Raw genomic sequence first — 24,103 nt, 5'->3', positions numbered from 1 at the left:
GGGTGGTCACGGGGTGGGTGGTCACGGGGTGGGTGGTCACAGCGTCGATCGCCGCCTTCCGCGGACGAGGAGCCAGAGCAGGAACGGCGCGCCGACGGCGGCGGTGAGCACGCCGACGGGCAGCGCCTGGGGGAGCACGGTGCGGGTGAGCAGGTCGGCGCCGACGACGAGCGCGGCGCCGAGCAGGCCGGAGGCCAGCAGCGGCGGCCGCGGGCCGCGGGTGAGCCGGATGGCGACCTGGGGGACGACCAGCGCGACGTAGGAGATGGGTCCGGCCGCCGCCACGGCGGCGGCGGTGAGCGCGACGGCGACGAGGACGACGACCGCCTGGGTGGGGACGAGGCGCACTCCCAGGCCTCGGGCGGTGTCGTCGCCGAACTGGACGACGGCCAGCGCGCGGCTGGTGGCCAGCGCGGCGGGGAGCAGGACGGCGAGGGCCACCAGCAGCGGCACCGCCTCGGCCCAGGTGCGGGCGTTGAGCGAGCCGGTGATCCAGACGTAGGCCGACGCGGCGTCGTGGATCTCGGCGCGCGTGAGCAGCCAGTCGACGAGCGCCGCGCCGACCGCCCACAGCGCGATGCCGATCAGCACCATGCGGTAGCCGTCGATGCCGCGGCGCCAGGCCAGGAGGAGCAGCAGCAGTCCGGTGACGAGCGCACCGAGCAGCGCCGCCAGGGGGACGCCGAGGCCGCCGAACAGCCCGGAACCGCCCGCCGTCCCGCCCAGCACGATGGCCGCGACCGCGCCGGCCGAGGCGCCCTGGCTGATGCCGAGGACGTCGGGGGAGGCCAGCGGGTTGCGGGCGAAGGTCTGGAACAGCGCGCCGGCCACGCCGAGGGCCACGCCGACGAGCGCGCCGACGACGATCCGGGGCGCCCGCAGCCGCAGGACGATGAACTCCTGGGTGTCCTCGCCGAGCCCGACCAGGGTGCGCAGCACGTCGGTCAGGCCGATCGGGAAGTCGCCGCGGCCGAGGCTGACCGCACCGAGCAGGACGACGGTGAGGGCGGCGCCCCCCGCCACCGTGACCTGGCGCCAGCGGACCCGGCCGGACACCGGGCCGACGCGGACGGCGGTCTCGCCGGGCTGACGGACCCGGGTTGCGGCCGCGGACGGCGCCTCGAGCTGGGTCACGAGCCTCCCTCGCTGGCGCTCGTCCGGCTCGCGCCCGGCGGTGCTGGGCCTCCGCACGACCTCGCGAGCTCGGTCATGTGCTCGCCAGCCGGCGCCGGCGGATGAGCGCGATGAAGAACGGCGCCCCGACGAGGGCGAGCACGATGCCGACCTGCAGCTCACCCGGGTGGACGACGACCCGGCCGACCACGTCGGCGAGCAGCAGCAGGACGGCCCCGAGCAGGCCGGAGCAGGGGACCAGCCAGCGGTGCGCCGGGCCGGTGAACGCGCGGACGACGTGCGGCACGATGAGGCCGACGAAGGCGATGGGCCCGCACGCCGCGGTCGCCGCGCCGCACAGCAGGGTGACCGCCGCCAGGCCGACCAGCCGGGCCGGCCACACCCGCTGACCCAGGCCGCGGGCGACGTCCTCGCCGAGGCCGAGAAGGTCGAGGGCGGGGGCGTTGACCAGCGCGAGCAGCAGGCCGGCGACGATGAACGGCGCGACCTGCCAGGCGACATCGGCGCCACGGCCGGCCAGCGCGCCGACCACCCAGAAGCGGAAGGCGTCGAGGCTGTCGGTGTCGCTGACGAGGACGGCCCGCACCAGAGCGTAGAACAGCGCCGACAGCGCGGCGCCGGCGAGCGCGAGGGTGACCGGGGAGGCGCCGCCGCGGCCGGCAGAGCCGAGCGCGAAGACGAGCACGGTGCCCAGCAGTGCGCCGGCGAAGGCGAACCAGACGTACCCGGCCGGCGTGCCGACGCCCAGCGTGTGGATGGCGAGGACGACGCCGAGCGAGGCCCCAGCGGTGACGCCGAGCAGGCCCGGGTCCCCGAGCGGGTTGCGGGTGTGGCCCTGGGCCAGCGCGCCGGCGACGCCGAGGGCGAGGCCGGCCATGAGCCCGAGCGCGGTGCGCGGCACCCGCAGCTCGCGGACGATCACCGTCTCCTCGGTCGGGACGCCGGGGTCGGTGAGCGCCTGCCACACAGCACCCGGGCCGATGCCGCGGGAGCCGACCGCGATGCTGAGCGTCGCGGCGACGACCACCAGGACGAGCAGCAGCAGGCCGAGCAGGTGGCTGCGGCGCTGGTGGAGCAGGCCGCCCCGCTGCGGAGCGGCGCGCCCCGGCCCGCCGGGACCCTGCCGTCGCAGGGCGGCGTCGGTCGACGAGGGCACGAGCGGCTCCTGGGGCTGACGGCGAGATAGGCCAGCCTCACCTTAGTCGCGCCCGGCCGGAGTCGGCCGAGCGCTCGACTCAGCGGTGCTGGCGGCGGCTCCCCCCGTGCCAGTCCTCCTGCAGTCCGGCCTCGCCCGGGCGCACGCCGGAGGCCGGCAGCTGCGGGCGCTCCCGCAGGCTGCGCTTGAGCTCGGCGAAGCCCGGGAAGCCGGCGAGGGCGATGATGTGGTCCCACAGCGCGACGGCGTCCTCCGGGCTCGGCAGCCGGCTGATGACCGGGCCGAAGAACGCGGCGCCGTCCGGCGGGCGGAACTGCAGGATCGGCGTCCCGACGTCCTTGCCGGTGAGCTGCAGCGCGGCGTCGGTCTCCGCCTGGATCCCGGCGTCCCACGACCCGTCGTCGGCGGCGGCCGCGAGGTCGTCCGGCAGCCCGGCCTCGGCGAGGACCTGCTCGAGGAATGCCCGGCCGGTGGCCCGCTCCGGCGGCGGCTGGCCCGCCGGGTCCTCGAAGACGTGCCGGCCCAGGGCCGCGTAGAGCGGGTCGAGCGCCTGCGGGCCGTGCTCGGCGCGGGCGCGGGCGGCGACCCGGAGCAGGTGCAGCCCGGAGGTGTGCCCGGCCTCGTACTCGGGCGGGAACTGCGCGTCGTAGTCGACGTGCCGGTTGAGCAGCCGCAGCGAGATCAGCCGCCACTCGACGCGGTACTCGCGCTGCTCGGCGACCATGCGCACCCACTTGCTGGTCATCCAGGCGAAGGGGCAGACCGGGTCGAACCAGAAGCGCAGGTCGGCGTCAGGGGACGGGCTGCTCACCGGCCGAGCACCGCCTCGATCGCGTGCCGGACCTCGGGGGCGTCCGGCTGGGTCATCGGGCGGAACCGGGCCACGACCTCACCGTCGGCGCTCAGCAGGAACTTCTCGAAGTTCCACTGCACGTCGCCGGCCGTACCGGAGGCGTCCGGCGCCTCGGTGAGCCGCTGGAACACCGGGTGCGCACCCGGGCCGTTGACGTCGAGCTTCTCCGTCATGGGAAAGGTGACGCCGTAGGTCGCCGAGCAGAACCCGGCGATCTCCTCGGCCGTGCCCGGCTCCTGGCCGGCGAACTGGTTGCACGGCACCCCGACGACCGTGAGGCCCCGGGCACCGAACTCCCGCTGCAGCGCCTCGAGCTGGGTGTACTGCGGGGTGAGGCCGCACCGGCTGGCGACGTTCACCACGAGGGCGGCGCCGCCGCCGGTGAGCGAGCGGAGGGTGGTGTCCTCGCCCTGGAGGGTGGTCAGGGGAGCGTCCAGCAGGTCGGTGGTCACCTTGCGAGGTCCTTCCATGGTGGGAGGCGAGGGCGGTCCCGTCCCAGGACCCGCCCCGAGCTCGCGAGGGGTGGGGTGGACGGGGTCCTTGCTCAGTCCAGGCTGCTCAGGTCGTCGGGGACGTCGACCGCGTGCTGCCGCAGCGCCTCGAGCGGCACCACCTCCAGCGCTCGGGCGTTGGTGGCGGCCAGGACGACGCCCGATGCGGCACCGGCCTGGTAGGCCTGCAACCAGCGCACGGCCACCACGCACCAGCGGTCCCCGGGGCGCAGGCCGGGGAAGCCGTACTCCGGCCGCGGGGTGGACAGGTCGTTGCCCAGCCGGCGCTGCAGGTCCAGGAACTCCGCCGAGACGACGGCGCACACGGTGTGGCTGCCGACGTCGTCGGGGCCGCTGCTGCAGACGCCGGTGCGGTAGAAACCGGTGAGCGGGTCCGTGCCGCAGGGCTGCAGCAGACCGCCGAGCACGTTGCGCTCGACCTCCCCCTCCGGCTCGCTCATGGGAGTCCATCTTGCTGCGGGCGGCCCGTGCGCGCTCCTCGACTCCCGGCGCGGTTCGTGCACGCATCGCGGACCCACCGGCCGCGCGTTCGCGATGCGTGCACCACCGGTGCTGCACGACCGGCCGCAGCGGGGTGGCAAGGTGCTGCTGTGAGCACGGACACGTCGACCGGTCCCGAGGTCCTCTGGAGCCCCACGCCCGAGTCGATCCGGGCGACCCGCCTCGCGCAGTTCGCCGACCGGGTGGCCGCCCGGCGCGGGATCGACTTCGGCGACCCGCCGGACTACGACGCGATCTGGCGGTGGTCGGTCGAGCACCTCGACCAGTTCTGGGCCGAGGTCGCCGACTGGTCCGGCGTGCTGCCCGGCGTCCCCGACGAGCGGGTGCTCACCCGCCGCGCGATGCCGGGCGCCGAGTGGTTCCCCGGGACGACGGTCAACTACGCCGAGCAGGCGCTGCGGCACGCGGACGAGGGCGCCGTCGACCCGGGCAGCCCCGCGCTGATCGCCGTCGCCGAGGACGCCGAGCCCGTCGAGACCAGCTGGACGCAGCTCCGCGGGCAGGTCGGGGCCTTCGCCGCCACGCTGCGCCGGCTCGGCGTGCAGCGCGGCGACCGGGTGGCCGGCTACCTGCCCAACGTCCCCGAGGCGGTCGTCGCGTTCCTCGGCGCCGCCGCGGTGGGCGCGGTGTGGTCCTCGTGCGCGCCGGACTTCGGCACCCGCAGCGTGCTGGACCGCTTCGCCCAGATCGAGCCCACCGTGCTGGTCGCCGTCGACGGCTACCGGTTCAACGGCAAGGAGTACGACCGGCGCGACGTCGTCGCCGAGCTCCGGGCGGCTCTGCCCGGCGTCCGGACGACGATCGCCGTCCCCCGGCTGTTCCCCGACGAGCTGCCCGACGGCGCGGTGAGCTGGGCCGACGCGGTCGCCGACGCCCAGGAGCCGGTCTTCGAGCCGCTGCCGTTCGACGCCCCGCTGTGGATCGTCTACTCGTCGGGCACCACCGGGCTGCCCAAGGGGATCGTGCACGGCCACGGCGGCGTCGTCCTCGAGCAGCACAAGCAGCTCGGGTTCCACCTCGACGTCGGTCCCGGCGACCGGTTCTTCTGGTACGCGTCGACCGCCTGGATCATGTGGAACATCTCGACGTCGGCGCTGCTGGCGGGCGCCACCGTCGTGGTCTACGACGGCGCCCCGGCGTACCCGTCCCTCGATGCGCAGTTCGCGCTGGCCGCCCGCACGGGCATCACCTACCTGGGCACCAGTGCCGGCTACCTGGCGGCCTGCGAGAAGGCGGGGATCCGGCCGGGGGAGACCCACGACCTGTCGGCGTTGCGCGCGATCGGGTCGACCGGGTCGCCCCTGCCGACCACCGCCTACCACTGGGTCTACGAGGCGGTGGACGGCGACGTGCTCCTCGGGTCGCTGTCCGGCGGGACCGACGTCGCGACCGGGTTCATCGGCAGCTCACCGCTGCTGCCGGTGACGGCCGGTGAGCTGCAGCGGCCGATGCTCGCCGTCGCCGCGGCTGCCTGGGACGAGGAGGGCCGGCCGGTCACCGAGGAGCTCGGCGAGCTGGTGATCACCGAGCCGATGCCCACGATGCCGCTGTACTTCTGGAACGACCCCGACGGCTCCCGCTACCGCGAGGCCTACTTCGAGCCCTGGCCCGGCGTCTGGCGGCACGGCGACTGGATGGAGATCACCGAGCGCGGCACCTGCATCATCACCGGCCGCTCGGACTCCACGCTCAACCGCGGCGGCGTCCGCATGGGGACGGCGGACATCTACGCCGCGGTCGAGTCGATCCCGGAGGTCCTCGACTGCGTCGTGCTCGGCGTCGAGCAGCGCGACGGCGGCTACTGGATGCCGCTGTTCGTCCAGCTGGCGGACGGCGCGGAGCTCACCGACGAGCTGACCGGTCGCATCACGGCCGCGATCCGCAACCAGGCCAGCCCGCGGCACGTGCCCGACGAGGTGCTCGTCGTCCCCGCCGTGCCGCACACCCGCACCGGCAAGCGGCTGGAGGTCCCGCTCAAGCGGCTCTTCCAGGGCATCGACCCGGCCAAGGCGCTCAACGTCGGCGCGGTCGACGACCCCGCCGCGGTCGACCACTACGTCCGCCTCGCCCAGGAGCGCGGCGCCCGCTGACGTCCCCGCACCCCACTGGATGCGACGAACCCGCACCCCACTGGATGCGACGAACTGGTGGCGATCAGCGCGCGATGGCCACGAGCTCGTCGCACTCGGCGCGCGTCCCGGCGTCGGCGATCCGGCCGTCGTCGACCATGGCCGGCGCCTCGTCGACGTCCAGCTCGAGCACCTCGATGCCCTCGCTCCTCGGCGAGCCCGCCCCGCCCGCTCCTCGCTCGACGCCCCGAGAGGCGGGTCGGTGGCGGCCGCCCGACCGTCCTCGCCGTCCTCCCGATAACCACGTGCCCGCTGTCGGTGCCCTCCGCGAGCATGGGGGTCCGGGCGCCGACGGCGCGCCCGCCGACGACGGAGGGGGAGATGGCCGGCCTGCCGCGCGCGCTCGCGCCCCTGCGCTCCCGGGACTACCGCCTGCTGGCCTCGTCCATGGGCCTGTCGCTGTTCGCGCAGGGCCTGTGGACCGTGGCGCTGGTCTGGCAGGTCGTGGACCTCGGCGGCGGCCCCGGCGCGCTCTCCCTGGCCACCTCGCTGCAGGCCGCCGGCATGCTGGCCAGCACGCTGCTCGGCGGCGCGCTGGCCGACCGGGTGCCGCAGCGGCGCATCCTGCTCGGCGTCGCCCTGCTGCAGACGACGGCGGTCGGGTCGGTGGCGCTGCTGTCGCTGGCCGGCGCCCTCGCGCTCGGGCCGCTCGCCGCGGCGTCCCTGGCCGGTGGCATCGCGATGGGGCTGTACTACCCGGCCTACTCGGCGCTGGTGCCCGGCGTCGTCCCGCCCGGCGAGCTGCTCGCGGCCAACGGCCTGGAGGGGGTCGTCCGCCCGGCGCTGGCGATGGCCGCCGGTCCCGCGGTCGGCGGCCTGCTGGTGGCGGTCCTCTCGCCGGGGGCGGCGCTGCTGGCGACGGCGCTGACCTCGGCCGCCGCGGCTGCGTGCGTGGCAGCGCTGCCGACCCTGCCGGTCCGCCGCGAGGGCGAGCAGCCGGGGCTGCTCACCGACGTCCGCGAGGGCGTGGCCTACATGGTCCGCACCCCCTGGCTGCTGGCCACGCTGCTGTTCGCCTCGCTGATGGTGCTGCTGATCATGGGCCCGTTCGAGGTCCTGGTGCCCTTCGCGGTCCGGGACCGGGCCGGCGGCGGGCCCGCCGAGCACGCCTGGGTGCTGGCCGCCTTCGGCATCGGCGGTGCGCTGGGGTCGGCCGTCGTCGCCTCGCTGCGGCTGCCGCGCCGCTACCTCACGGTGATGAACCTGCTGTGGGGCGCCGGCTGCCTGCCGCTGGTTGTCTTCGGCGCGACCTCGCAGCTGTGGGTGATGATCGCGGCGGCCGGGCTGCTCGGGGCGGCGTTCGAGGCCGGCACGGTCATCTGGGGCACGCTGCTGCAGCGGCGGGTGCCCCCGGCGCTGCTCGGCCGGGTCTCCAGCCTCGACTTCTTCGTCTCGCTGGCGTTCATGCCCCTGTCGATGGCGCTGGCCGGCCCGGTCAGCCAGTCGGTCGGCCTGACCGGCACCTTCCTGCTCGCCGGGTTGGTGCCGCCGGTGCTCGCCGTCGTCGCCGTCCTGGCGTGGCGGCTGCCGGCCGACGAGCTCGCCCACCCGCTGGACGAGCCCGAGGCCGCCGAGCCGGTCGCCGCCCCGGCCTGAGCCGGGGTCAGCGACGGGCGTCGATGAGCGCGGCCAGCCCGTCGAGGACCCGGGCGAGGCCGAACCGGTAGGCGTGGTCGGGGTCGTGCGCGCTGCCGTGCGCGGCCCCGGCCGCCGCCCCGACCCGGACGGCGCGCGGGTACCGCGCCGGGTCCAGCACCCGGGCCAGCAGGGGCCCGGCCGCGGCCCACCACTGGGCGTCGTCCAGCCCGCTCTGCCGCCGGGCGGCCTGCGCTTCCGCGACCGCCCGGGCGTTGGCCTGGACGAACGACAGCAGGTGGGTGAGGCAGTCGTCGCGCTCGACGTCGTCCAGCCCGGTGTCGTCGAGGGCGGCCAGCTCGTGCTCGTACTTGGCGGTCGAGCCCGGCCCCAGGGGCGGGCGCAGCGTGGAGACCGCGGCGGCCCACGGGTGGGCGGTGAACAGCGCGCGGTTCTCCTCGGCGACGGCGGTCAGCCGCTCCCGCCAGGGCCGCCCGGCGGTGTCGCGGCGGGCCGTCTGCGCGTGGACGGCGTCCAGCATGAGGTCCAGCAGCTCGGCCCGGCCGGGCACGTAGGTGTAGAGCGTCATCGGCGCCACCCCCAGCGCCTGGGCCACCGCGCGCATGGTCACCGCGTCCGGACCGTCCCGGTCGGCGAGGCCGACGGCCGCCGACACCACCGCGTCGAGGTCCAGCGCCCGCGCCGGCCCCCGCCGCGGGCCCTCGGGCGGTTCCCGCCACAGCAGGGCCAGGGTGCGGGCGGGGTCGCCCGCGCTGCTCCGGTCGGTCGGCACGAGGGGATCCTTCCCACTAAAAACCGCGTACAGTGTACGGAGTTCGATCCCCACGTCAGGAGGCCCCCGTGCGCATCACCTCCACCGCCGTCTCGCTGAACGTCGACGACGTCCCCGCCAGCAGTGCCTTCCTCGCCCGCCACTTCGGTTTCCGGGAGGAGATGGCCGCCGACGGCTTCGCCTCGCTGACCCGAGAGGACGCCGGCGTCAACGTGGTCTTCCTCCGTCGTGGCCTGGCCACGCTCCCGGCCGACCAGCGCGACGTGCCCGCGGCCGGGCTGATCCTCGCCTTCGTCGTCGACGACCTGGAGGGCGAGCTGCACCGGCTGCAGGACGAGGGCGTGGTGATCACCATGCCGCTCACCGTCGAGGAGTGGGGCGAGCGCGCCTTCCAGGTGCGCGACCCCAACGGCGTGATCGTCCAGCTCGTCGACTGGAAGGGTTGAGGACCCCCCGCCACTCGTCAGCTCGCGGCGGGACCCTGCAGGGGGGCCGCCGGTCACGTACTAGGGCACCGGCTGCCGCCGGCCGGCGAGCGCCCGGTCGACGGCCTCGGCGGAGAGGACCTCCTCCAGCGCCAGCCGCGCCGCGCCCACCACCCCGGCGCGGTGCCCCAGGCCGCTGGCCACGACACGCAGGCCCCGCGCGGCCTGCGGCTGGGTGCGCTGGTACAGCCGCTCGCACACAGCGCTGACGAAGTGGTCCTGGGCCAGCGCCAGGTCCCCGCCCAGGGCCAGGACGCGCGGGTTGAGCAGGCTCACCGCGGTCGCCAGCACGTCGCCGACCACCAGACCCGCCTCGCGCACCAGCCGGGTGGCCTCGGCGTGGCCGGTCAGCGCCAGCTCGACGACCGACCGGCTGTCCGGCACGTCCTCGCCCTGCTCGCGCAGGACCCGGGCCAGCGCCCGCCCGCTCGCCGACGCGGCCAGGCAGCCCCGTGCCCCGCAGACGCACGGCGGGCCGTGCTCGGCGCTGGCGATGCGGACGTGCCCGAGGTCGCCCTCGGCGCCGTCCGCGCCGCGCAGGACGTGCCCGTCGACCACCACGCCGGCACCGATGCCGGTCGCGACCTTGACGAACAGCAGCGGCGAGGCGGCGGGCTGCTCGGCGTGGTACTCGCCGAGAGCCATCGCGTTGGCGTCGTTGTCGACCACGCAGACGACGCCGAACTGCCGCTCCAGGTGGTCACGCAGGGGGAAGTCCCGCCAGCCCGGCAGGGCCGGCGTGTGGTGCACGACCCGTCCGGTGGCGACGTCCACCGGGCCCGGCACGCCGACCCCGAGACCGAGGACCCGGTCGGCCCCGACCCCGGCGGCGTCCAGCAGGTGGCGCCAGCGCTGCTCGACCCACCGGAGGAGGGGCTCGGGCCCGTCGGTCAGCCGCAGTTCGTGCACCGTCTCGGCGAGCGGCCGCCCGGCCAGGTCGCACAGCGCGACCGTCGCGTGCGTGACGTTCAGGTCGGCGGCCAGCACCACCCCGTGCGAGCCGTCGAGGCTGAGCACGTGGGAGGGGCGGCCGCGGACGGAGGCCTCCTTGCCCGACGCGCGCAGGTACCCGGCGTCGACCAGGTCGTCGACGCGGGCGGCGACGGTGGAGCGGGACAGCCCGGTGAGCTCGATGAGGTCCCCACGCGTGCGGGCCCGGCCCCGGCGGATCAGTTCGAGCAGCTGCCCGGCGCGCTCCCCCAGGTCCTCACCCCTTCTCCGCCCCCGCGGTCAGCCCGCCGGTCAGCAGCCGTTCGGTGGCGAAGAACAGTATGACGATCGGCAGCGTGAGGATGACCGATCCGGCCATGAGCACGGTGGTGGGGATCTCGATGCTCCCGGCGAGCTGGGACAGCCCCAGCGAGACCGTCCACCGCGAGCGGTCCTCGACCAGGAACAGCAGCGCGAAGAGGAACTCGTTCCACGCGATCATGAAGACGAACAGCGCGTTGGACAGGATCGCCGGCATCGCCAGGGGCAGGGTCACCTTCCGCATGATCGTGAACCGCGTGGCGCCGTCCACGGCGGCGGCCTCCTCGATGCTGGCCGGAACCGTCTGGAAGTAGTTGCGGAGCGTGTAGATCGCGACCGCGATCGTCTGCGACACGTACACCAGCACGAGCGGGCCGAGGCTGCCCCGCAGCCCGAGGGCGGTGAAGAACACGAACAGCGGGACGGCGAGCAGGATGCTCGGGAACAGGTAGACGGCGAGGAACAGCACGCCGATCCGGCGCCTGCCGGGGAAGCGCAGCCGGGCGAGGGCGTACGAGCCGAGGACGGCGAAGACGAGCGTCACCGCGACCGTGCCCAGCGCGATCAGGGCGCTGTTGGCCATGAACCGCACGAACCCCTGCCCGCCGGACTCGGTCGGGGTGAGCACGTCGCGGTAGGTGCCGACCGTGAGTTCCGAGAGCAGCGGCCACAGCCGGGCCGGCTCCTGCAGCAGCGAGCTCAGGTCCCGGACGGAGAGCAGCGCCATGTAGTAGAAGGGGAACAGCGTGAACAGCGCCAACCCCACGATCACGATCCAGCGCAGGACGCCGAGCACCCGCGTCTCGACCGTGTTGCGCGACCAGCCCCGCCCCGTCGGGGCCCGGGACGGGCGGGTGTCGGGTGCGGCCGGCGAGTCCGCCGGCGCCGTCACCATGCGGGTCATCAGGCCACCTCGTCCTTCGCCGCGAACCGGTAGTACACGGAGACCAGGACGATGAGCACCGTGGCGAGGACCAGCGCCTGCGCCGACGCCGCGCCGATGTCCCCGCGGCTGACCAGGTAGTCGAACACCCGCACGCTGATCACCTCGGTGCCGGCGGCGCCGCCGGTCAGCAGGTAGATGTCGTCGAAGTTGTTGAACGTCCAGATGAAGCGCAGCAGCGCCAGGACCGCGATCGTCGGCAGCAGCTGCGGCCAGACGATGTGGCGGAACAGCTGCGTCGGGGTCGCGCCGTCGACCCGGGCGGCCTCCTCCAGCGTGGCCGGCGCGGCCTGCAGCCGGGCGGTGAGGAAGAGGAAGGCGAACGGGAACGACCGCCACATCTCGAAGACGATGACGGTGATCAGGGCGGTCGGGCGTTCGGACAGGAAGGCGATCGGCTCGTCCCAGCCGAGCAGGCCGGTGCCGATCTCGTTCACGACGCCGAACTGCGGGTTGAGCATCACGCCCCACACGAAGGTGGCCGCCACGACCGGTGCCACGTAGGGCAGCAGCAGGGACGCCCGCACGAACGTGCGGCCGCGGAAGGGACGGCGCAGCGCGAGCGCCGCGGCCAGTCCCAGCCCGACGGACGCCGCCGTGCCGCACCCGGCGTAGACGAGCGTGGTGACCAGTGCCTGCCAGAACCCCGGGGAGCTGAAGACGTCGACGAAGTTCTCGACCGTGTAGTCCCCGAACAGGCCGGCGGTGCGCAGCCGGATCAGCCGCAGGTCCTGGAAGGCCAGCACCACCGTCCAGAGGATCGGCAGCACCACGAGCACCAGGACCAGGACCACGGTCGGCGAGATCATCGCCAGACCGGTCCGGGCTTCCCGCCACCGCAGGGTCCCGCGGCCGGAGGTCGCCGGATCGCGGTCGCGGGACCGTCGAGGGGGAGAGTGCACCGGAGCCCCGGTCATCGCGGTGCCCCGGTCATTCCAGGGACGAGGCGATCTCGCGGAGCGCGTCGGCCGCCTGCTGGGCCGCCTGCTGCGGGTCGAGCTCGCCACCGGTCATCGCGCTGATCGACTGCGGCACGGGCAGCTCACCGAGGGAGGCCCCGACGAGGGCGCCCTGTCCCTGGGGGATGCCCCACGGGGAGATGGTGTCCGGGGCGTTCCGCAGGGCGTCGAGCACCTCGGCCGAGTAGAAGTCCGACAGCGGTGCCTTCGTGTCCACGCCCGCGGGCAGGGTGGCCCAGGCGTCGATGAAGCGGCTCGGCTCGTCGGCGGTGCCCTGCCGGGTCGGCACCTTGCCCTCCGGCGAGAAGCCGATCCACTGCTCGTACCCGTCCTCCATCATGTAGGTGACGAACTGCGTGGCCGCGTCGGTCTGCGCGTCGGCGGTCACGGCCCAGGAGACGACCTCGCCGAACTGCGCCCCCTCGTCCCCGTCCGGGCCGGCGATGGTCGTCACCACGCCGCTGTTCTTCGCGAGGAAGGCGGGGTCGGCGGAGCACTCGGGACAGGTGGGCAGCGCGTCGGCCCGCAGGCCGGCCATCTCGTCGAGGATGAACGACGACCAGACGACCATCGCCGCCTGCCCCGCGAAGTAGGCCGCGCGGGTGGTGTCGACGTCCTGGGTGCCCGAGACCGAGTAGTCGGTGATCAGCTGGTCGTAGAACTGGAACGCGGCGACGCACTCGTCGCTGTCGAGGGTGACCTCGCCCCCGTCGTCCACCAGCTGGCAGCCGTTGCCGAGGGCGAGGTGCTCGAAGGTCTGCTGGGTGAAGGCGTCGTTCGGCGCGGTGGCGCCGGTGAAGCCGGCCCGCTCCGGGCTGTCGAGGGCCTGCGCCGCGGCCAGGATGCCCTCGTAGGTCTCCGGCGCGGCCAGGCCCGCGGCGTCGAAGAGGTCCTTGCGGTACACGAGCAGCTGGGCCCAGCCGTCGCTCGGGACGGCGAGCTGCGTGTCCCCGTCCCTGGTCAGCTCGAGGGCCTGCTCGGAGAAGGTGTCGGCGCCCAGGCCCTCCACCACGTCGGCTGCCACGTCGGGGGCGAGGAGCTCGTTGGCGGCGAGCGCCTGGACGCCGGCCAGCGGCAGCGCGCCGACGACGTCGGGCAGCTCCCCTGCGGCGGCCGACGAGGTGAGCAGCTGGTTGAACTGGTCCTCGTCGATGCCGACGAGCTCGACCTCGATGCCGCTGCTCTGGGTGAAGGCGGCAGCGATCTCCTGCTGGGCGGCGAGGCGGTCGGGGAGGTTCTCCAGGGTCCACACGGTGAGCGGGCCGCCCTCGTCGCCGCCCCCACCGCCACCGTCGCCGGAACCGCAGGCAGCGAGCAGGACGGTCACCCCGACCGCCGCCGCCGAGACCTGGACCTGCCGCTTCGTCCCGCCCATCAGCTCTCCTCGAGTCGCCGGCGTCGGTGCCGGACTCCGGACAGTAGCCGCTCGTCACATGGCTGGATCACAACCCGGTTATGTCGACGCGACACGCATTAAGCGCCGCTGATCACGGATAAAGTGGTCCCGTACCTGCCGACCGCGACGTGGCGGGGGGTCACGTGAGACTGGCCGTCCAGGAGCAGCTGCTCCCCGGCGACACGATGCAGGCCAGGTGGGAAGCGGCGCTCACCTGGGGTTTCGACGCCATCGAACTCCGTGGGGCGGGCGGGCACGCGCTGCGGGCGCGGCTGCCGGAGCTGCGGGCCGCCCAGCGCGACGGCGTCGTGATGCCGACGGTCTGCGTGGACATGGACCACTTCATCGGCGACTTCGACCCGGAGCGCCGGGCCGACGCGGTGGCGAACATGACCACCCAGCTCGCCGTCATCGGCGAGCTGGGTGGAGTGGGTGCGATGACGCCGGCGTCCTGGGGGATTTTCTCCCGCCGACTGCCCCCGTTCACCCCGCCCCGCTCGGCCGAGGCCGACCGCGAGGTGCTGCTCGATGCGCTGGGCCGGCTGGGCGAGGTCGCGGCCCGGGAGGGCGTCCTCCTCCTGCTCGAGCCGCTCAACCGCTACGAGGACCACATGGTCAACACCGTCGCGCAGGCGGCGGAGCTGGCGCGGGCGACCGGGTGGGACAGCGTGCGGGTGGGCGCGGACACCTACCACATGAACATCGAGGAGGCCGACCCGCCGGCGGCGCTGCGCGCGGACGCCGACCGCATCGGCCACGTGCAGCTCTCCGACAGCAACCGCCTCGAGCCCGGCGCCGGCCACCTGGACTGGGCGGCGCTGCTGCGCTGCCTGGAGGGGATCGGCTACGGCGGCTGGCTCGCCTTCGAGTGCCGGCCGTCCGGGGACCCCGCCCGGGTGCTCCCTCGGGCGACGGCGATGCTGCGGTCGGCGCGACGGGTCGCCGCGTGACGGGAGCCGCCCCGTGATCGCCGTCGACGACCTCGCGGTCCACCGCGGCGCCGAGCTCGCCGCCCGCGCCGCCGCCGTCCTGCGGGCGAACGACACCGGGGTCATGGTCCGGGCCGCCCCGGACCTCTACCCGCACCAGTGGAGCTGGGACGCCGCGTTCGTCTCGGTCGGCCTCGCGCACCTCGATCCGGACCGGGCGTGCGCCGAGCTGGACCACCTGTTCACCGGGCAGTGGCGCACCGGGATGCTGCCGCACATCGTCTTCGACCCCGACGAGCACGACTACTCCCCGGGACCGGAGCGCTGGGGGTGTGCGGAGCTCACCGGCGACGCCCCGGTGGTCCCCCGGACCAGCGGCATCTGCCAGCCGCCCGTGCACGCCCTGGCCGTGGAGCGCGTCGTGGCCCTCGCCGAGCGCCGCGGCCCCGCAGCGGCCGCCCGCGTCCGCGCCTGGCTGCCGGGGGCCTACCGCCGGCTGCTGGCCTGGCACCGCTACCTCGTGCGCGAGCGCGACCCGCACGCCACCGGCCTGCTCACCATCCACCACGGCTGGGAGAGCGGGATGGACAACTCCCCGCGGTGGGACGGGCCGTGGTCCCGCGTCGCCGTCGACCCCGACCTGCCGCCCTACCGGCGCCGGGACACCCGCATCGTCCGTGACGCAGCCCAGCGCCCCACCCGGCTCGAGTACGACCGCTATCTGACCGGGGTCGAGGAGCTGCGGCGGGCCCGGTACGACGGCGCGCGCATCCGCGCGACGGGCAGCTTTCTCGTCACCGATGTCCTCGCCTCCGCCGTGCTCGCGGCGGCGAGCGGTGCGCTGGCCGGGATCGCCCGGGACCTGGGGACCGGCGAGGTTGCCGAGCTCGAGGAGCACGCCGCGCGCTTCCGGGCCGGCGTCGCCGGCAGCGTGGACGCCGAGCTCGGGCTGGCGCTGGACACCGACCTGCGGACCGGCGAGCCGCTGCGCGCGGAGACGGTGGCCGGGTTCGCCCGCTCCTCTGCGGCGGCCTGGGGACGGCGACCGAGCGCGACATGGTGGCGCTGCTGCGGTCCGAGCGCTGGACCGGGCACCCCGGGCTGCGGCACGCCGTCCTGCCGAGCGCCACCCCGGCGTCGCCGGGGTTCCGGCCCCGCGCGTACTGGCGCGGCCCCAGCTGGCCGGTGGTCACCTGGCTCTTCGTGTGGCTGCTGCAGCGGCGCGGCCGGACGGACGTCGCCGCGCCGCTGCGCCGGGCGCTGCTCGACCAGCTGGCCGGGGGGTCGTTCGCGGAGTACCACGAGCCGCTCACGGGTGAGCCGCTCGGCAGCGCCGACCAGTCCTGGACGGCGGCGGCGGCGCTGGACCTGCTGCTGGGGTGCTGAAGGACCCCGTCCTCCCCACCCCTCGCAGGCTCGGGGCGGGCCCCTGGACGGGGCCGCGAGCAGGGCCGCTCAGTCAACGGGGCGCAGCACCCGCGCCTCCCACGGCCGCAGGACGGCGGGGTCGCCGTCGTCGGTCAGGTTGCCCAGCACCAGCTCCGCGGCGACCGCCTCGGGCAGCAGCTCGCCCAGCGGGTGGGTCGAGGCGCCGAGGTTGCAGACGACGAGCAGCGCCGCGCCGTCCAGTCTGCGGGTGAAGGCGTACAGCTCGTCGTGCTCGGGCAGCAGCATGGTGAAGTCGCCGAGCGCGACCACCGGATCGGTGTGCCGCAGCGTGATCAGCCGCTTGTGGTGGGCGAACACCGAGGCCGGGTCGGCGCGCTGGGCCGCGGCGTTCCACTCGGTGGCGTCGGGGTTGACCGGGATCCACGGCGTCCCGGTGGTGAAGCCGGCGCTTGGCGAGCCGTCCCACTGCACCGGCGTCCGCGCGTTGTCCCGGCTCATCCGGCGCAGCGCGGCCAGCACCGCCTCCGGGTCCTCGCCGTGCGCGACCGCCTGCGCGAAGTGGTTGAGCGACTCGACGTCCCGGAAGTCGTCGATGCTGTCGAACGGGGCGTTGGCCATCCCGATCTCCTCGCCCTGGTAGACGTAGGGCGTTCCCCGGTGCAGGTGCAGCAGGGTGGCCAGGCAGGTCGCGGAGTCACGCCGGTACCGGGGTGAGTCGTCGCCGAAGCGGGAGACCGCCCGCGGCTGGTCGTGGTTGTCCCAGTAGAGGGAGTTCCAGCCGACGTCGGCCAGCCCCGCCTGCCAGCGGCCGAAGGAGGCCTTGAGGTCGCGCATCCGCAGCGGGCGTGGGCGCCACTTGGACTCGTCGAAGTCCAGGCCGACGTGCTCGAACTGGAACACCATGTCCACCTCGGCCCGCGCCGGGTCGGTGAACAGCCGGGCCTGCTCCACCGTCACGCCCGGCATCTCGCCGACCAGCAGGAGCTGCTCGGGATGTCCCGCGAACACCTCGCGGTGCATCTCCTGCAGGAACTCGTGGATCCGCGGCCCGCACAGGAAGGACCCCGTCCCGTCGCCGTAGGGCAGGCCCGGCAGCGGAGGCCCGTCGCGCAGCGAGCCGTCCGGGGCGACGTCCTTGCTGATCATGTTGATGACGTCCATGCGGAACCCGTCGACGCCGCGGTCGAGCCAGCCCCGCATCATCGCGTACACCGCGTGGCGGACCTCCGGGTTCTCCCAGTTCAGGTCCGGCTGCTCCCGCGCGAACAGGTGCAGGTAGTACTCGCCTCTGGCCTCGTCGAGCTCCCAGGTCGGGCCGGAGAAGTACGAGTGCCAGTTGGTCGGCTCGGCGCCGGGCTGCCCCGCCGCCCTGCCCTCCCGGGGCGGCCGCCACCAGTACCAGTCGCGCTTCGGTGAGGCACGGGACGCTCTGCTCTCTTCGAACCACGGGTGCCGGTCGCTGGTGTGGTTGACCACCAGGTCCATCACCAGCTTGAGCCCCCGCGCGTGCAGGGCGGTGATCAGCTCGTCGAGCTGCGCCAGCGAGCCGAACAGCGGGTCGACGTCGGTGTAGTCGCTGATGTCGTAGCCGTTGTCGGCCTGCGGCGAGGGGTAGATCGGCGAGAGCCAGACGACGTCGACGCCCAGGTCGGCGAGGTGGTCGGCGCGCTGCAGGATGCCGCCGAGGTCGCCGATCCCGTCGCCGTCGGAGTCCTGGAACGAGCGCGGGTAGACCTGGTAGACGACGGCGCGGGTCCACCACGGGGGGTCGGCGGGCATGCGCCCAGCCCAGCACGGCGTGCGGCGCCCCGCACCCGCACCCGCGCCGCGCTACGGTCCGACCGTGCCCTCCGGTGTGGTGCTCGTGACCGGCGGCAGCCGCGGCATCGGCGCGGCGACCGCGCGCGCCGCGGCGGCGGCCGGGTGGTCGGTCGCCCTGGCGTTCCGGGACGACGAGGCCGCGGCCGCCGCCATCGTGACCGGCATCGAGGCCGCCGGCGGGACCGCGTGTGCCGTGCGCGCCGACGTCTCGGTCGAGGACGACGTGCTGGCCGCCTTCGCCGCCGCCGAGGGCCTGGGCCCGGTGACCGGGCTGGTGGCCAACGCCGGGATCGTGGGCCGGCGGGCGCGGGTCGACGAGCTGACCGCCGAGCGGGTGCAGCGCATGCTGGCGGTCAACGTGCTCGGCACCGTCCTGTGCTGCCGGGAGGCGGTGCGGCGGATGTCCACCCGGCACGGCGGCTCCGGCGGGTCGATCGTGCTGGTCTCCTCCGTCGCCAGCCGGCTCGGGTCGCCCGGCGAGTACGTCGACTACGCGGCCAGCAAGGGCGCCGTCGACACCCTCGGGGTCGGCCTGGCCCGCGAGGTGGCCGGCGAGGGCGTCCGGGTCAACGTCGTGCGGCCCGGGATCATCGAGACGGAGATCCACGCCAGCGGCGGCCAGCCCGACCGGGTCGCGCGGCTGGGGCCGACGGTGCCGATGGGCCGGGCCGGTCGCGCGGAGGAGGTGGCCGACGCCGTGCTGTGGCTGCTCGGCGACGGCGCGGGCTACTGCACCGGCAGCGTGCTCGACGTCACCGGTGGCCGCTGATCAGCCCTCCGGGGGCGTGTGGTGCACCGCCTCGACGTTGTTGCCGTCGGGGTCCCGGAAGAAGACGCCGTAGTAGCCGGGGTGGTACTCCGGCCAGATCCGCGGCTCGTGCAGCACCTCGGCACCCTGCTCGCGGACCAGCGCGAACACCTGGTCCACCGCTTCCCGCGACGGCGCCCGCAGCGCCAGGTGCACCGGACGCTCGGTGCCCTCGGCCAGCGGGCTCAGCCACAGCTGGGGGTGCCCGTCGGGGCCGCACATCCCCACCACGGGGCCGCCCGGCGTCTCGTACCGCATCGCCTCGCGCAGGCCCGCCGGCGCGAACACCGTGGTGTAGAAGGCCGCGGCGGCCGGGACGTCGGCGGACTGCAGCCCCAGGTGGTCGATCACGCCGCCGGACCGTAGTCCGCCCGGCGACCCGGTGGAACCGCTGTTTGGATGGGAGCCGACCGTCGGGACCCACCCGGCGCCGTTCCTCTGGAGAACCGATGTCCCAGCCCACCCGCCCCGACGTCGAGCCGCCGACCGGCCCCGCGCCCGACGACCTGGTGATCGAGGACATCACCGTCGGCGACGGCCCCGAGGCCAAGGCCGGTGACCTGGTCAGCGCGCACTACGTCGGCGTCACCCACGACGGCGGTGAGCAGTTCGACGCCTCCTGGGACCGCGGCGACCCGCTGGAGTTCCGGCTCGGCGTCGGCATGGTCATCCAGGGTTGGGACGAGGGCATGGCCGGCATGCGCGTCGGCGGCCGCCGCCGGCTCACCATCCCGCCGCACAAGGCCTACGGCGACCGCGGCGCCGGCGGGGTCATCAAGCCCGGCGCGACGCTGGTCTTCGTCGTCGACCTCGTCGGCGTCCGGTAGCCCGAGGGCCCGCCGGGATCAGGTGACCTGATCATGCGGTGTCCTCCCTCACCGTGGAACGTGCGGGAGGACGCTTCGCGATCAGGTCACCTGATCCTCGCGCGGAGCGGAATGCTTGACAGCTCAACCGCCTTTGAGCGGTCATGCAGGTAGAGGTCTGGTCCGACGTCGTCTGTCCGTGGTGCTACATCGGCAAGCGAAGGCTGGAGGCCGCGCTGGAGCGGTTCCCGCACCGCGACGAGGTCCAGGTCGTCTGGCGGTCCTTCCAGCTCGACCCGAGCATCCCCGAGGGCGAGACCCACCGGACCCTCCCTGCGCTGGCCGCCAAGTTCGGCCGCCCGGTCGAGGACGTGCGCGAGATGATGCGGCACGTCGAGGAGACCGCCGCCGCTGAGGGCCTGCACTACGACCTGGCGAACGGCGTCAGCGGCAACACGCTGCCGGCCCACGAGCTGATCCACCTCGCCGCCGAGCGCGGGCTGCAGGGTGCGGTGAAGGAGCGGCTGCTGCACGCGCACTTCGCGGAGGGGCGTTCGGTCTTCGACGGCGACTCCCTCGCCGCGCTGGCGGTGGAGGCCGGCCTGGACGAGACCGAGGTGCGCGCCGCGCTCGCCGACCACCGGTACCGCGCCGCGGTCCTCGACGACATCCGCACCGCGCAGCAGCTCGGCGCGACCGGCGTCCCCTTCTTCGTCGTCGACCGCAGGTACGGCGCCGCCGGCGCCCAGCCCGCCGACCTGCTGCTGCAGCTCCTGGAGCGGGCCTGGTCCGACACCGCGCGGTCAGCTCAGCAGGTCGCAGGCCGCCCGTAGCGCTCGCTCGGCACCGGCTGCCATCTCCCGGACGACGTCGGCCGCGGGCCGTTCGCCGGTGACCAGGCCGACCGACTCCCCGGCGTAGAGCGGCGCTGCGGACAGATCGCCGGTGCGCCGGGCCTCGATCACGCTCCGGGCGGCGTCGGGGTCGCGGGCAAGCTCGGCCTCCCGGCCGTGCCACTCGCGGCAGAAGTCGTTGACGATCGCCCGCCCCGGCCACCGCTCGGGCCAGGCCAGGCCCTGTGCGACGTCGAAGGCGCGGGTCAGCACCGTCTCCTCGCCGGCGGCCGCGCAGACGCGGGCGCGGGCGGCGGGGGAGTTGAGCCCCTCGGGGCAGGCCAGCAGCGGCGTCCCGATCCACACCCCGGCAGCGCCGGCCGCCAGGGCCGCGGCCATGCCCGTACCGGTCGCGATGCCGCCGGCGGCGAGCACCGGGCGGTCGGCCAGGGTCAGCACCTCCTGCAGCAGGGGCAGGGTGGCCCGGTGCCCGGTGTGGCCGCCGGCCTCGGTGCCCTGGGCGACGAGCACGTCCACCCCCGCCGCCTGCGCCCGCCGGACGTCGTCGGCGGTGTTCACCTGCGCGGCGACGGCGATGCCTGCCTCGTGCAGCCGGGCGGCGGCGGGTGCGGGGTCCCCGAAGGAGACCGACACCAGTGCCGGGCCCGCCGTGATCGTCGCGTCGAGCAGCTCGGGGCGTTCGGCCAGCGCCCAGGCCATGAGGCCGATGCCGAACGGCAGGCCGTCGGCCGCCGGGATGGCCGCCTGCTCGGCGACGAAGTCCGTCGTGGCGGCGTTGCCGACGCCGATCATCCCGAGGCCCCCGCCCAGCGAGACGGCCCGGGCCAGCGCGCCGCCGGCCACACCGGCCATCGGTGCCCCGACGACCGGTGCGGCCAGGGAGAAGGTGCGGGTCAGCGGTGTGCGGATCACGCCGCCATCGTGCCCGCCATGTCCATCCCGGGTCGGCCCCGTCCCGGGCCCCGCCTCGAGCCTGCGAGGGGTGGGGAGGACGGCTCCTTCCGCTACCGGGTCGCGGGTCCGCCCTGTTCGGTCCCGGAGATCTGCCGCAGGAACTCGTGGCAGCGCCGCGCCCGCGCGGAGTCCTGCTCCATGACCTCGCGGAAGAAGGCCGCGATGTCCTGCAGCCCGGCGTTCTCCGCGTCGCGGACGTACTGGCCGTAGTCGTGCCCGGCCTTGAGCGAGTGGTACTGCACGGAGATGAGGTCGTAGGTCACGTCCTCGAAGCCGGTCTCACCGGTGGCCATCGCGGTCCTCCTCGCTGGGAACTGTGAGGCCCCGATGGGTGCCCGGTCGGCGGGTCCTGAAACGGACCGCCCCGTCTCAGTCGCGCGGTGCCTCGGAGAAGGCGCCGCCGGTCACGTCGCCACCGCCGGCGTCGTCGGCCGCGTCCCGGCCGGCGACCAGGTCGTCCTCCGCGAGTTCGTCCTCGCCGGTCGACACGGCGTCGTCCTCGGTCGAGGCGAGGTCCCCGCCCTGCGCGTAGGCGCCGGGGTCGGCCTGCAGGGTGCGGGGGTCGTTGAGCGGGTCCGGGACGTCGGGGTCGGTGACGGTCATGCGTCTCCGGTGCCCGGCGGGATCGCGCGCCAACCCCTGGCCGAATGCGTAACGGATGTGTTACGCATGCCCGGTGGAGGCGCTCGCGGCGCTCGCCGATCCGACCCGGCGCGAACTGGTCGCCCTGCTGGCGCGGGGCGAACGTGCCGCAGGTGAGCTCGCCGAGCGGTTCCCGGTGAGCCGGCCGGCGATCAGCCGGCACCTGCGCGTGCTGCGCGAGGCCGGGCTGGTCCGCAGCCGGGTCGAGGGACGCCGGCGGCTCTACGCGCTCGACCCGCGCCCGCTGCGGGAGCTCGACGACTGGCTGGAGCCCTACCGCGACCTGTGGGCCCGGCGGTTCGACGCACTGGACACCGAGATGGCCCGCGGCCGACGGGCCCGCAGGAGTGGAGGGACGCCATGACCCAGCAGGACGCCAGGACCCAGCAGGACGCCCTGTCCGACGCGATGGCCCGCCGCGGCGTCGTCACCACCGAGGACGACGGCCGGCAGCGGCTGGAGTTCCGCCGCTCCTGGCCGGACCCGGTCGAGGACGTGTGGTCGGCGCTCACCGAGCCCGACCGCCTGGCCCGCTGGATCGGCACCTACGACGGCGAGCGTGCACCTGGCGGCACCGGCACCTTCACGATGACCCACGAGGACGAGCCGGTGGGTGAGGTGCTGCGCATCGCCGAGTGCGACCCGCCGCGCCGGCTGGTCGTCGAGTGGGTGGGGCAGGACGACTGGTCCGTCGAGCTGGACCTGTGGGCCGACGAGGGCCGCACGGTCCTGCGCTTCCGCCAGGTGTTCGCCGCCGACGCGGACGTCGCCGACTTCGCCGCCGGCTGGCACTGGTACCTGGACAAGTTCGGCGCGGAGGTCGGCGGACGCCCCGTCCCGGGGGACTGGAACGCCTTCGTCACCGAGGTCGCCGGGCCGGTCTACGGGATGTCGTCCGGGTCCTGAACGGCTCAGCTCGGGGACGCCAGCTGGACCGGGTCGGGCCCGGTCCACGGGCCGAGCGTGGTGAGCAGCCGGTCGCGCGCGGCCAGCCGGGGTCCGGCCTGCACCGGGTAGACGTCGTGGCTGCCGGTGAGCTCCCGTGCGGCGCGTGCGGCGAAGTTGGGATCGTCCTGCGCCTCGCGCGCGACGGCCACGAGGTCGGCGAAGCCCTGCTCCACGATCGCCTCGGCCTGCCGGGCGTCGACGATGAGCCCGACGGCCATCGTGGCGATGCCGGCCTCCGCACGGATCCGGGCGGCGTGCGGCACCTGGTAGCCGTAGCCGATCGGGTGGTGCCAGCCGCCGCCGAGGCCGCCGCCGGAGGTGTCGACGGCGTCCACCCCGCGCGCCTCGAGCTCGCGGGCGAAGGCGACGGTGTCCTCCAGCGTCACACCGTCGCGGGATCCGTCGACCGACGAGACGCGCACGAAGAGCGGCCGGTCGTCGGGCCACGCCGCGCGCACGGCCTCGACCACCTCGAGCGGGAACCGCATGCGGCCCTCGCGCGAGCCGCCGTACCGGTCCTCGCGCCGGTTGGTCAGCGGGGAGAGGAACTGGTTGAGCAGGTAGCCGTGGGCGGCGTGCACCTCGACGACGTCGAAGCCCGCAGCCAGGGAACGCCGCGTGGCCGCGACGAAGGCCTCCCGCACCTCGGCCAGCTCGTCGACGGTCAGCGCGTGCGGGGTGGGCCAGCCCGGCGCGACCGGCACCGCGCTGGCCGACACGGTGGGCCACGGCTCCTCGCCGGGGTGCGCGTTCTCCGCCCTCACCGGACCCTCGCCGTCCCAGGGCCGCAAGCTGGCGGCCTTGGCGCCGGCGTGCGCCAGCTGGATGCCCGCCAGCGACCCGTGCGCGTGCAGGAAGTCGACCACCCGGGCCATCCCGGGGACGTGCTCGTCGGACCACAGGCCGGTGTCGCCGTGGCTGATCCGGCCCTCCGGCGTGACCCCGGTCGCCTCGACGACCACGAGGCCGAAGCCGCCCAGCGCGAACCGGCCCAGGTGCGCCAGGTGGTAGTCGCCGACGAAGCCGTCGGTGACCGCGTACTGGCACATCGGGGCCACGACCAGCCGGTTCGGGAACGTGACCCCGCGGAGGGTCAGCGGGGTCAGCAGAGCGGGGAGGGTCGCCGTGGTGTCCACGGGGAGGGTCAACGCACGACCCCACCAGGGACTTCCGACCCGCGAGGTAGACGTCCTATACGTAACATCTCTCACGGTTACAGTGGTCGTCCACGCCGTTAGGCTGTCCGGACCCCCGGACTCCACCGG

Annotated in this window: 25 protein-coding genes and 2 pseudogenes; 10 read left to right on the top strand and 17 right to left on the bottom strand. The window is 74.9% G+C overall.

The features are described 5' to 3' along the window. Positions 1–36: 36 nt before the first annotated feature. From BUB17_RS18865 to BUB17_RS18845, 5 genes are all read right to left on the bottom strand, one after another. Complete coding sequence (locus BUB17_RS18865; RefSeq protein WP_072920221.1) at positions 37–1,134, bottom strand: FecCD family ABC transporter permease; 1,098 nt, start codon at positions 1,132–1,134, stop codon at positions 37–39. A gap of 73 nt (positions 1,135–1,207) precedes the next feature. Beyond that, positions 1,208–2,290: a FecCD family ABC transporter permease gene (locus tag BUB17_RS18860; RefSeq protein ID WP_083606436.1), complete on the bottom strand. Its 1,083-nt coding sequence runs from the start codon at positions 2,288–2,290 to the stop codon at positions 1,208–1,210. A 79-nt stretch (positions 2,291–2,369) separates the two neighbouring features. Then, positions 2,370–3,101, bottom strand: coding sequence for a mycothiol-dependent nitroreductase Rv2466c family protein (locus tag BUB17_RS18855; protein WP_072920220.1), 732 nt, complete (start codon positions 3,099–3,101; stop codon positions 2,370–2,372). Beyond that, entirely contained in the window at positions 3,098–3,595 is a 498-nt protein-coding gene (locus tag BUB17_RS18850) for a glutathione peroxidase (RefSeq protein WP_280173893.1), read from the bottom strand. The genes BUB17_RS18855 and BUB17_RS18850 overlap by 4 nt, the downstream gene beginning before the upstream one ends. Before the next feature lie 92 nt (positions 3,596–3,687). Further along, complete coding sequence (locus BUB17_RS18845) at positions 3,688–4,095, bottom strand: DUF2237 family protein (RefSeq protein ID WP_072920218.1); 408 nt, start codon at positions 4,093–4,095, stop codon at positions 3,688–3,690. Between the two features lie 150 nt (positions 4,096–4,245). On the opposite strand from BUB17_RS18845, the gene BUB17_RS18840 reads away from it, so the two are divergent. Continuing rightward, positions 4,246–6,246, top strand: a complete 2,001-nt coding sequence (locus BUB17_RS18840; protein WP_072920217.1) for an acetoacetate--CoA ligase — start codon at positions 4,246–4,248, stop codon at positions 6,244–6,246. Between the two features lie 312 nt (positions 6,247–6,558). Continuing rightward, a complete protein-coding gene (locus tag BUB17_RS18835) occupies positions 6,559–7,881 on the top strand; it encodes an MFS transporter (RefSeq protein WP_072920216.1) in 1,323 nt (440 codons plus the stop codon). A 7-nt stretch (positions 7,882–7,888) separates the two neighbouring features. Here the strand turns inward: BUB17_RS18835 and BUB17_RS18830 are convergent, their stop codons facing one another. Next, positions 7,889–8,653 (bottom strand): TetR/AcrR family transcriptional regulator, encoded by a 765-nt coding sequence (locus tag BUB17_RS18830; RefSeq protein ID WP_072920215.1) that lies wholly within the window; start codon positions 8,651–8,653, stop codon positions 7,889–7,891. 68 nt (positions 8,654–8,721) lie between these two features. Between BUB17_RS18830 and BUB17_RS18825 the strand changes: the two genes are divergently transcribed. Then, on the top strand, positions 8,722–9,099 hold the full coding sequence (locus BUB17_RS18825; protein ID WP_072920214.1) for a VOC family protein: 378 nt from the start codon (positions 8,722–8,724) through the stop codon (positions 9,097–9,099). Between the two features lie 60 nt (positions 9,100–9,159). On the opposite strand, the gene BUB17_RS18820 is transcribed toward BUB17_RS18825, so the two are convergent. The 5 genes and pseudogenes from BUB17_RS18820 to BUB17_RS18805 form a co-directional block, all read right to left on the bottom strand. Beyond that, the gene (locus BUB17_RS18820; RefSeq protein WP_208983480.1) at positions 9,160–10,155 is read right to left on the bottom strand and encodes an ROK family protein; all 996 of its coding nucleotides are present in this window, start codon (positions 10,153–10,155) and stop codon (positions 9,160–9,162) included. Between the two features lie 54 nt (positions 10,156–10,209). Continuing rightward, positions 10,210–10,341: pseudogene (locus BUB17_RS28610) on the bottom strand (winged helix-turn-helix transcriptional regulator); the annotation flags it as partial. A gap of 4 nt (positions 10,342–10,345) precedes the next feature. Next, on the bottom strand, positions 10,346–11,293 hold the full coding sequence (locus tag BUB17_RS18815) for a carbohydrate ABC transporter permease (protein ID WP_208983478.1): 948 nt from the start codon (positions 11,291–11,293) through the stop codon (positions 10,346–10,348). After that, entirely contained in the window at positions 11,293–12,141 is an 849-nt protein-coding gene (locus BUB17_RS18810; RefSeq protein WP_208983476.1) for a carbohydrate ABC transporter permease, read from the bottom strand. The genes BUB17_RS18815 and BUB17_RS18810 overlap by 1 nt, the downstream gene beginning before the upstream one ends. 121 nt (positions 12,142–12,262) lie before the next feature. Further along, positions 12,263–13,666, bottom strand: a complete 1,404-nt coding sequence (locus BUB17_RS18805) for an ABC transporter substrate-binding protein (RefSeq protein ID WP_072920211.1) — start codon at positions 13,664–13,666, stop codon at positions 12,263–12,265. 164 nt (positions 13,667–13,830) lie between these two features. Here BUB17_RS18805 and BUB17_RS18800 point away from each other — a divergent pair, with 164 nt between their 5' ends. Continuing rightward, positions 13,831–14,637 (top strand): sugar phosphate isomerase/epimerase family protein, encoded by an 807-nt coding sequence (locus BUB17_RS18800; RefSeq protein ID WP_208983474.1) that lies wholly within the window; start codon positions 13,831–13,833, stop codon positions 14,635–14,637. A 103-nt stretch (positions 14,638–14,740) separates the two neighbouring features. Then, positions 14,741–16,002 (top strand): annotated as a pseudogene (ggh, locus tag BUB17_RS28605) (glucosylglycerate hydrolase). 69 nt (positions 16,003–16,071) lie between these two features. On the opposite strand, the gene BUB17_RS18790 reads toward ggh, so the two are convergent. Further along, a complete protein-coding gene (locus BUB17_RS18790) occupies positions 16,072–17,784 on the bottom strand; it encodes an alpha-glucosidase (RefSeq protein WP_072920210.1) in 1,713 nt (570 codons plus the stop codon). Positions 17,785–17,848: 64 nt separating this feature from the next. Here BUB17_RS18790 and BUB17_RS18785 point away from each other — a divergent pair, with 64 nt between their 5' ends. Continuing rightward, entirely contained in the window at positions 17,849–18,595 is a 747-nt protein-coding gene (locus tag BUB17_RS18785; protein WP_244277376.1) for an SDR family oxidoreductase, read from the top strand. Here the strand turns inward: BUB17_RS18785 and BUB17_RS18780 are convergent, their stop codons facing one another. Beyond that, complete coding sequence (locus BUB17_RS18780) at positions 18,596–18,985, bottom strand: VOC family protein (protein ID WP_072920209.1); 390 nt, start codon at positions 18,983–18,985, stop codon at positions 18,596–18,598. Between the two features lie 98 nt (positions 18,986–19,083). Here BUB17_RS18780 and BUB17_RS18775 point away from each other — a divergent pair, with 98 nt between their 5' ends. Together BUB17_RS18775 and BUB17_RS18770 are read left to right on the top strand one after the other, a co-directional pair. Next, complete coding sequence (locus tag BUB17_RS18775; protein ID WP_072920208.1) at positions 19,084–19,461, top strand: FKBP-type peptidyl-prolyl cis-trans isomerase; 378 nt, start codon at positions 19,084–19,086, stop codon at positions 19,459–19,461. A gap of 143 nt (positions 19,462–19,604) precedes the next feature. Then, complete coding sequence (locus BUB17_RS18770; RefSeq protein ID WP_072920207.1) at positions 19,605–20,273, top strand: DsbA family oxidoreductase; 669 nt, start codon at positions 19,605–19,607, stop codon at positions 20,271–20,273. On the opposite strand, the gene BUB17_RS18765 is transcribed toward BUB17_RS18770, so the two are convergent. The 3 genes from BUB17_RS18765 to BUB17_RS18755 form a co-directional block, all read right to left on the bottom strand. Next, complete coding sequence (locus BUB17_RS18765; RefSeq protein WP_072920206.1) at positions 20,244–21,206, bottom strand: NAD(P)H-dependent flavin oxidoreductase; 963 nt, start codon at positions 21,204–21,206, stop codon at positions 20,244–20,246. The two genes, BUB17_RS18770 and BUB17_RS18765, sit on opposite strands and share 30 nt — an antisense overlap. A 92-nt stretch (positions 21,207–21,298) precedes the next feature. Then, positions 21,299–21,541 (bottom strand): acyl carrier protein, encoded by a 243-nt coding sequence (locus BUB17_RS18760; protein WP_072920205.1) that lies wholly within the window; start codon positions 21,539–21,541, stop codon positions 21,299–21,301. Positions 21,542–21,617: 76 nt separating this feature from the next. After that, complete coding sequence (locus BUB17_RS18755; RefSeq protein ID WP_072920204.1) at positions 21,618–21,851, bottom strand: hypothetical protein; 234 nt, start codon at positions 21,849–21,851, stop codon at positions 21,618–21,620. Positions 21,852–21,924: 73 nt separating this feature from the next. On the opposite strand from BUB17_RS18755, the gene BUB17_RS18750 reads away from it, so the two are divergent. Both BUB17_RS18750 and BUB17_RS18745 read left to right on the top strand, forming a co-directional pair. Then, a complete protein-coding gene (locus BUB17_RS18750; protein WP_072920203.1) occupies positions 21,925–22,254 on the top strand; it encodes a metalloregulator ArsR/SmtB family transcription factor in 330 nt (109 codons plus the stop codon). Further along, positions 22,251–22,796 carry an SRPBCC domain-containing protein gene (locus tag BUB17_RS18745; RefSeq protein WP_083606434.1) on the top strand — a complete coding sequence of 182 codons (546 nt, stop codon included), beginning with the start codon at positions 22,251–22,253 and terminating at the stop codon, positions 22,794–22,796. Before BUB17_RS18750 ends, BUB17_RS18745 begins: the two co-directional genes overlap by 4 nt. A gap of 5 nt (positions 22,797–22,801) precedes the next feature. Here BUB17_RS18745 and BUB17_RS18740 read toward each other — a convergent pair whose 3' ends face one another. Continuing rightward, positions 22,802–23,986 carry an NADH:flavin oxidoreductase/NADH oxidase gene (locus tag BUB17_RS18740; RefSeq protein WP_244277374.1) on the bottom strand — a complete coding sequence of 395 codons (1,185 nt, stop codon included), beginning with the start codon at positions 23,984–23,986 and terminating at the stop codon, positions 22,802–22,804. Between the last annotated feature and the right edge of the window lie 117 nt (positions 23,987–24,103).

Origin of the sequence: Geodermatophilus obscurus (assembly GCF_900143215.1) — a bacterium.
GTDB classification, from domain to species: Bacteria; Actinomycetota; Actinomycetes; order Mycobacteriales; family Geodermatophilaceae; genus Geodermatophilus; species Geodermatophilus obscurus_A.
The sequence above is the reverse complement of the archived record's forward strand: the minus strand, read 5'-3'. Positions and strand labels throughout refer to the sequence as shown.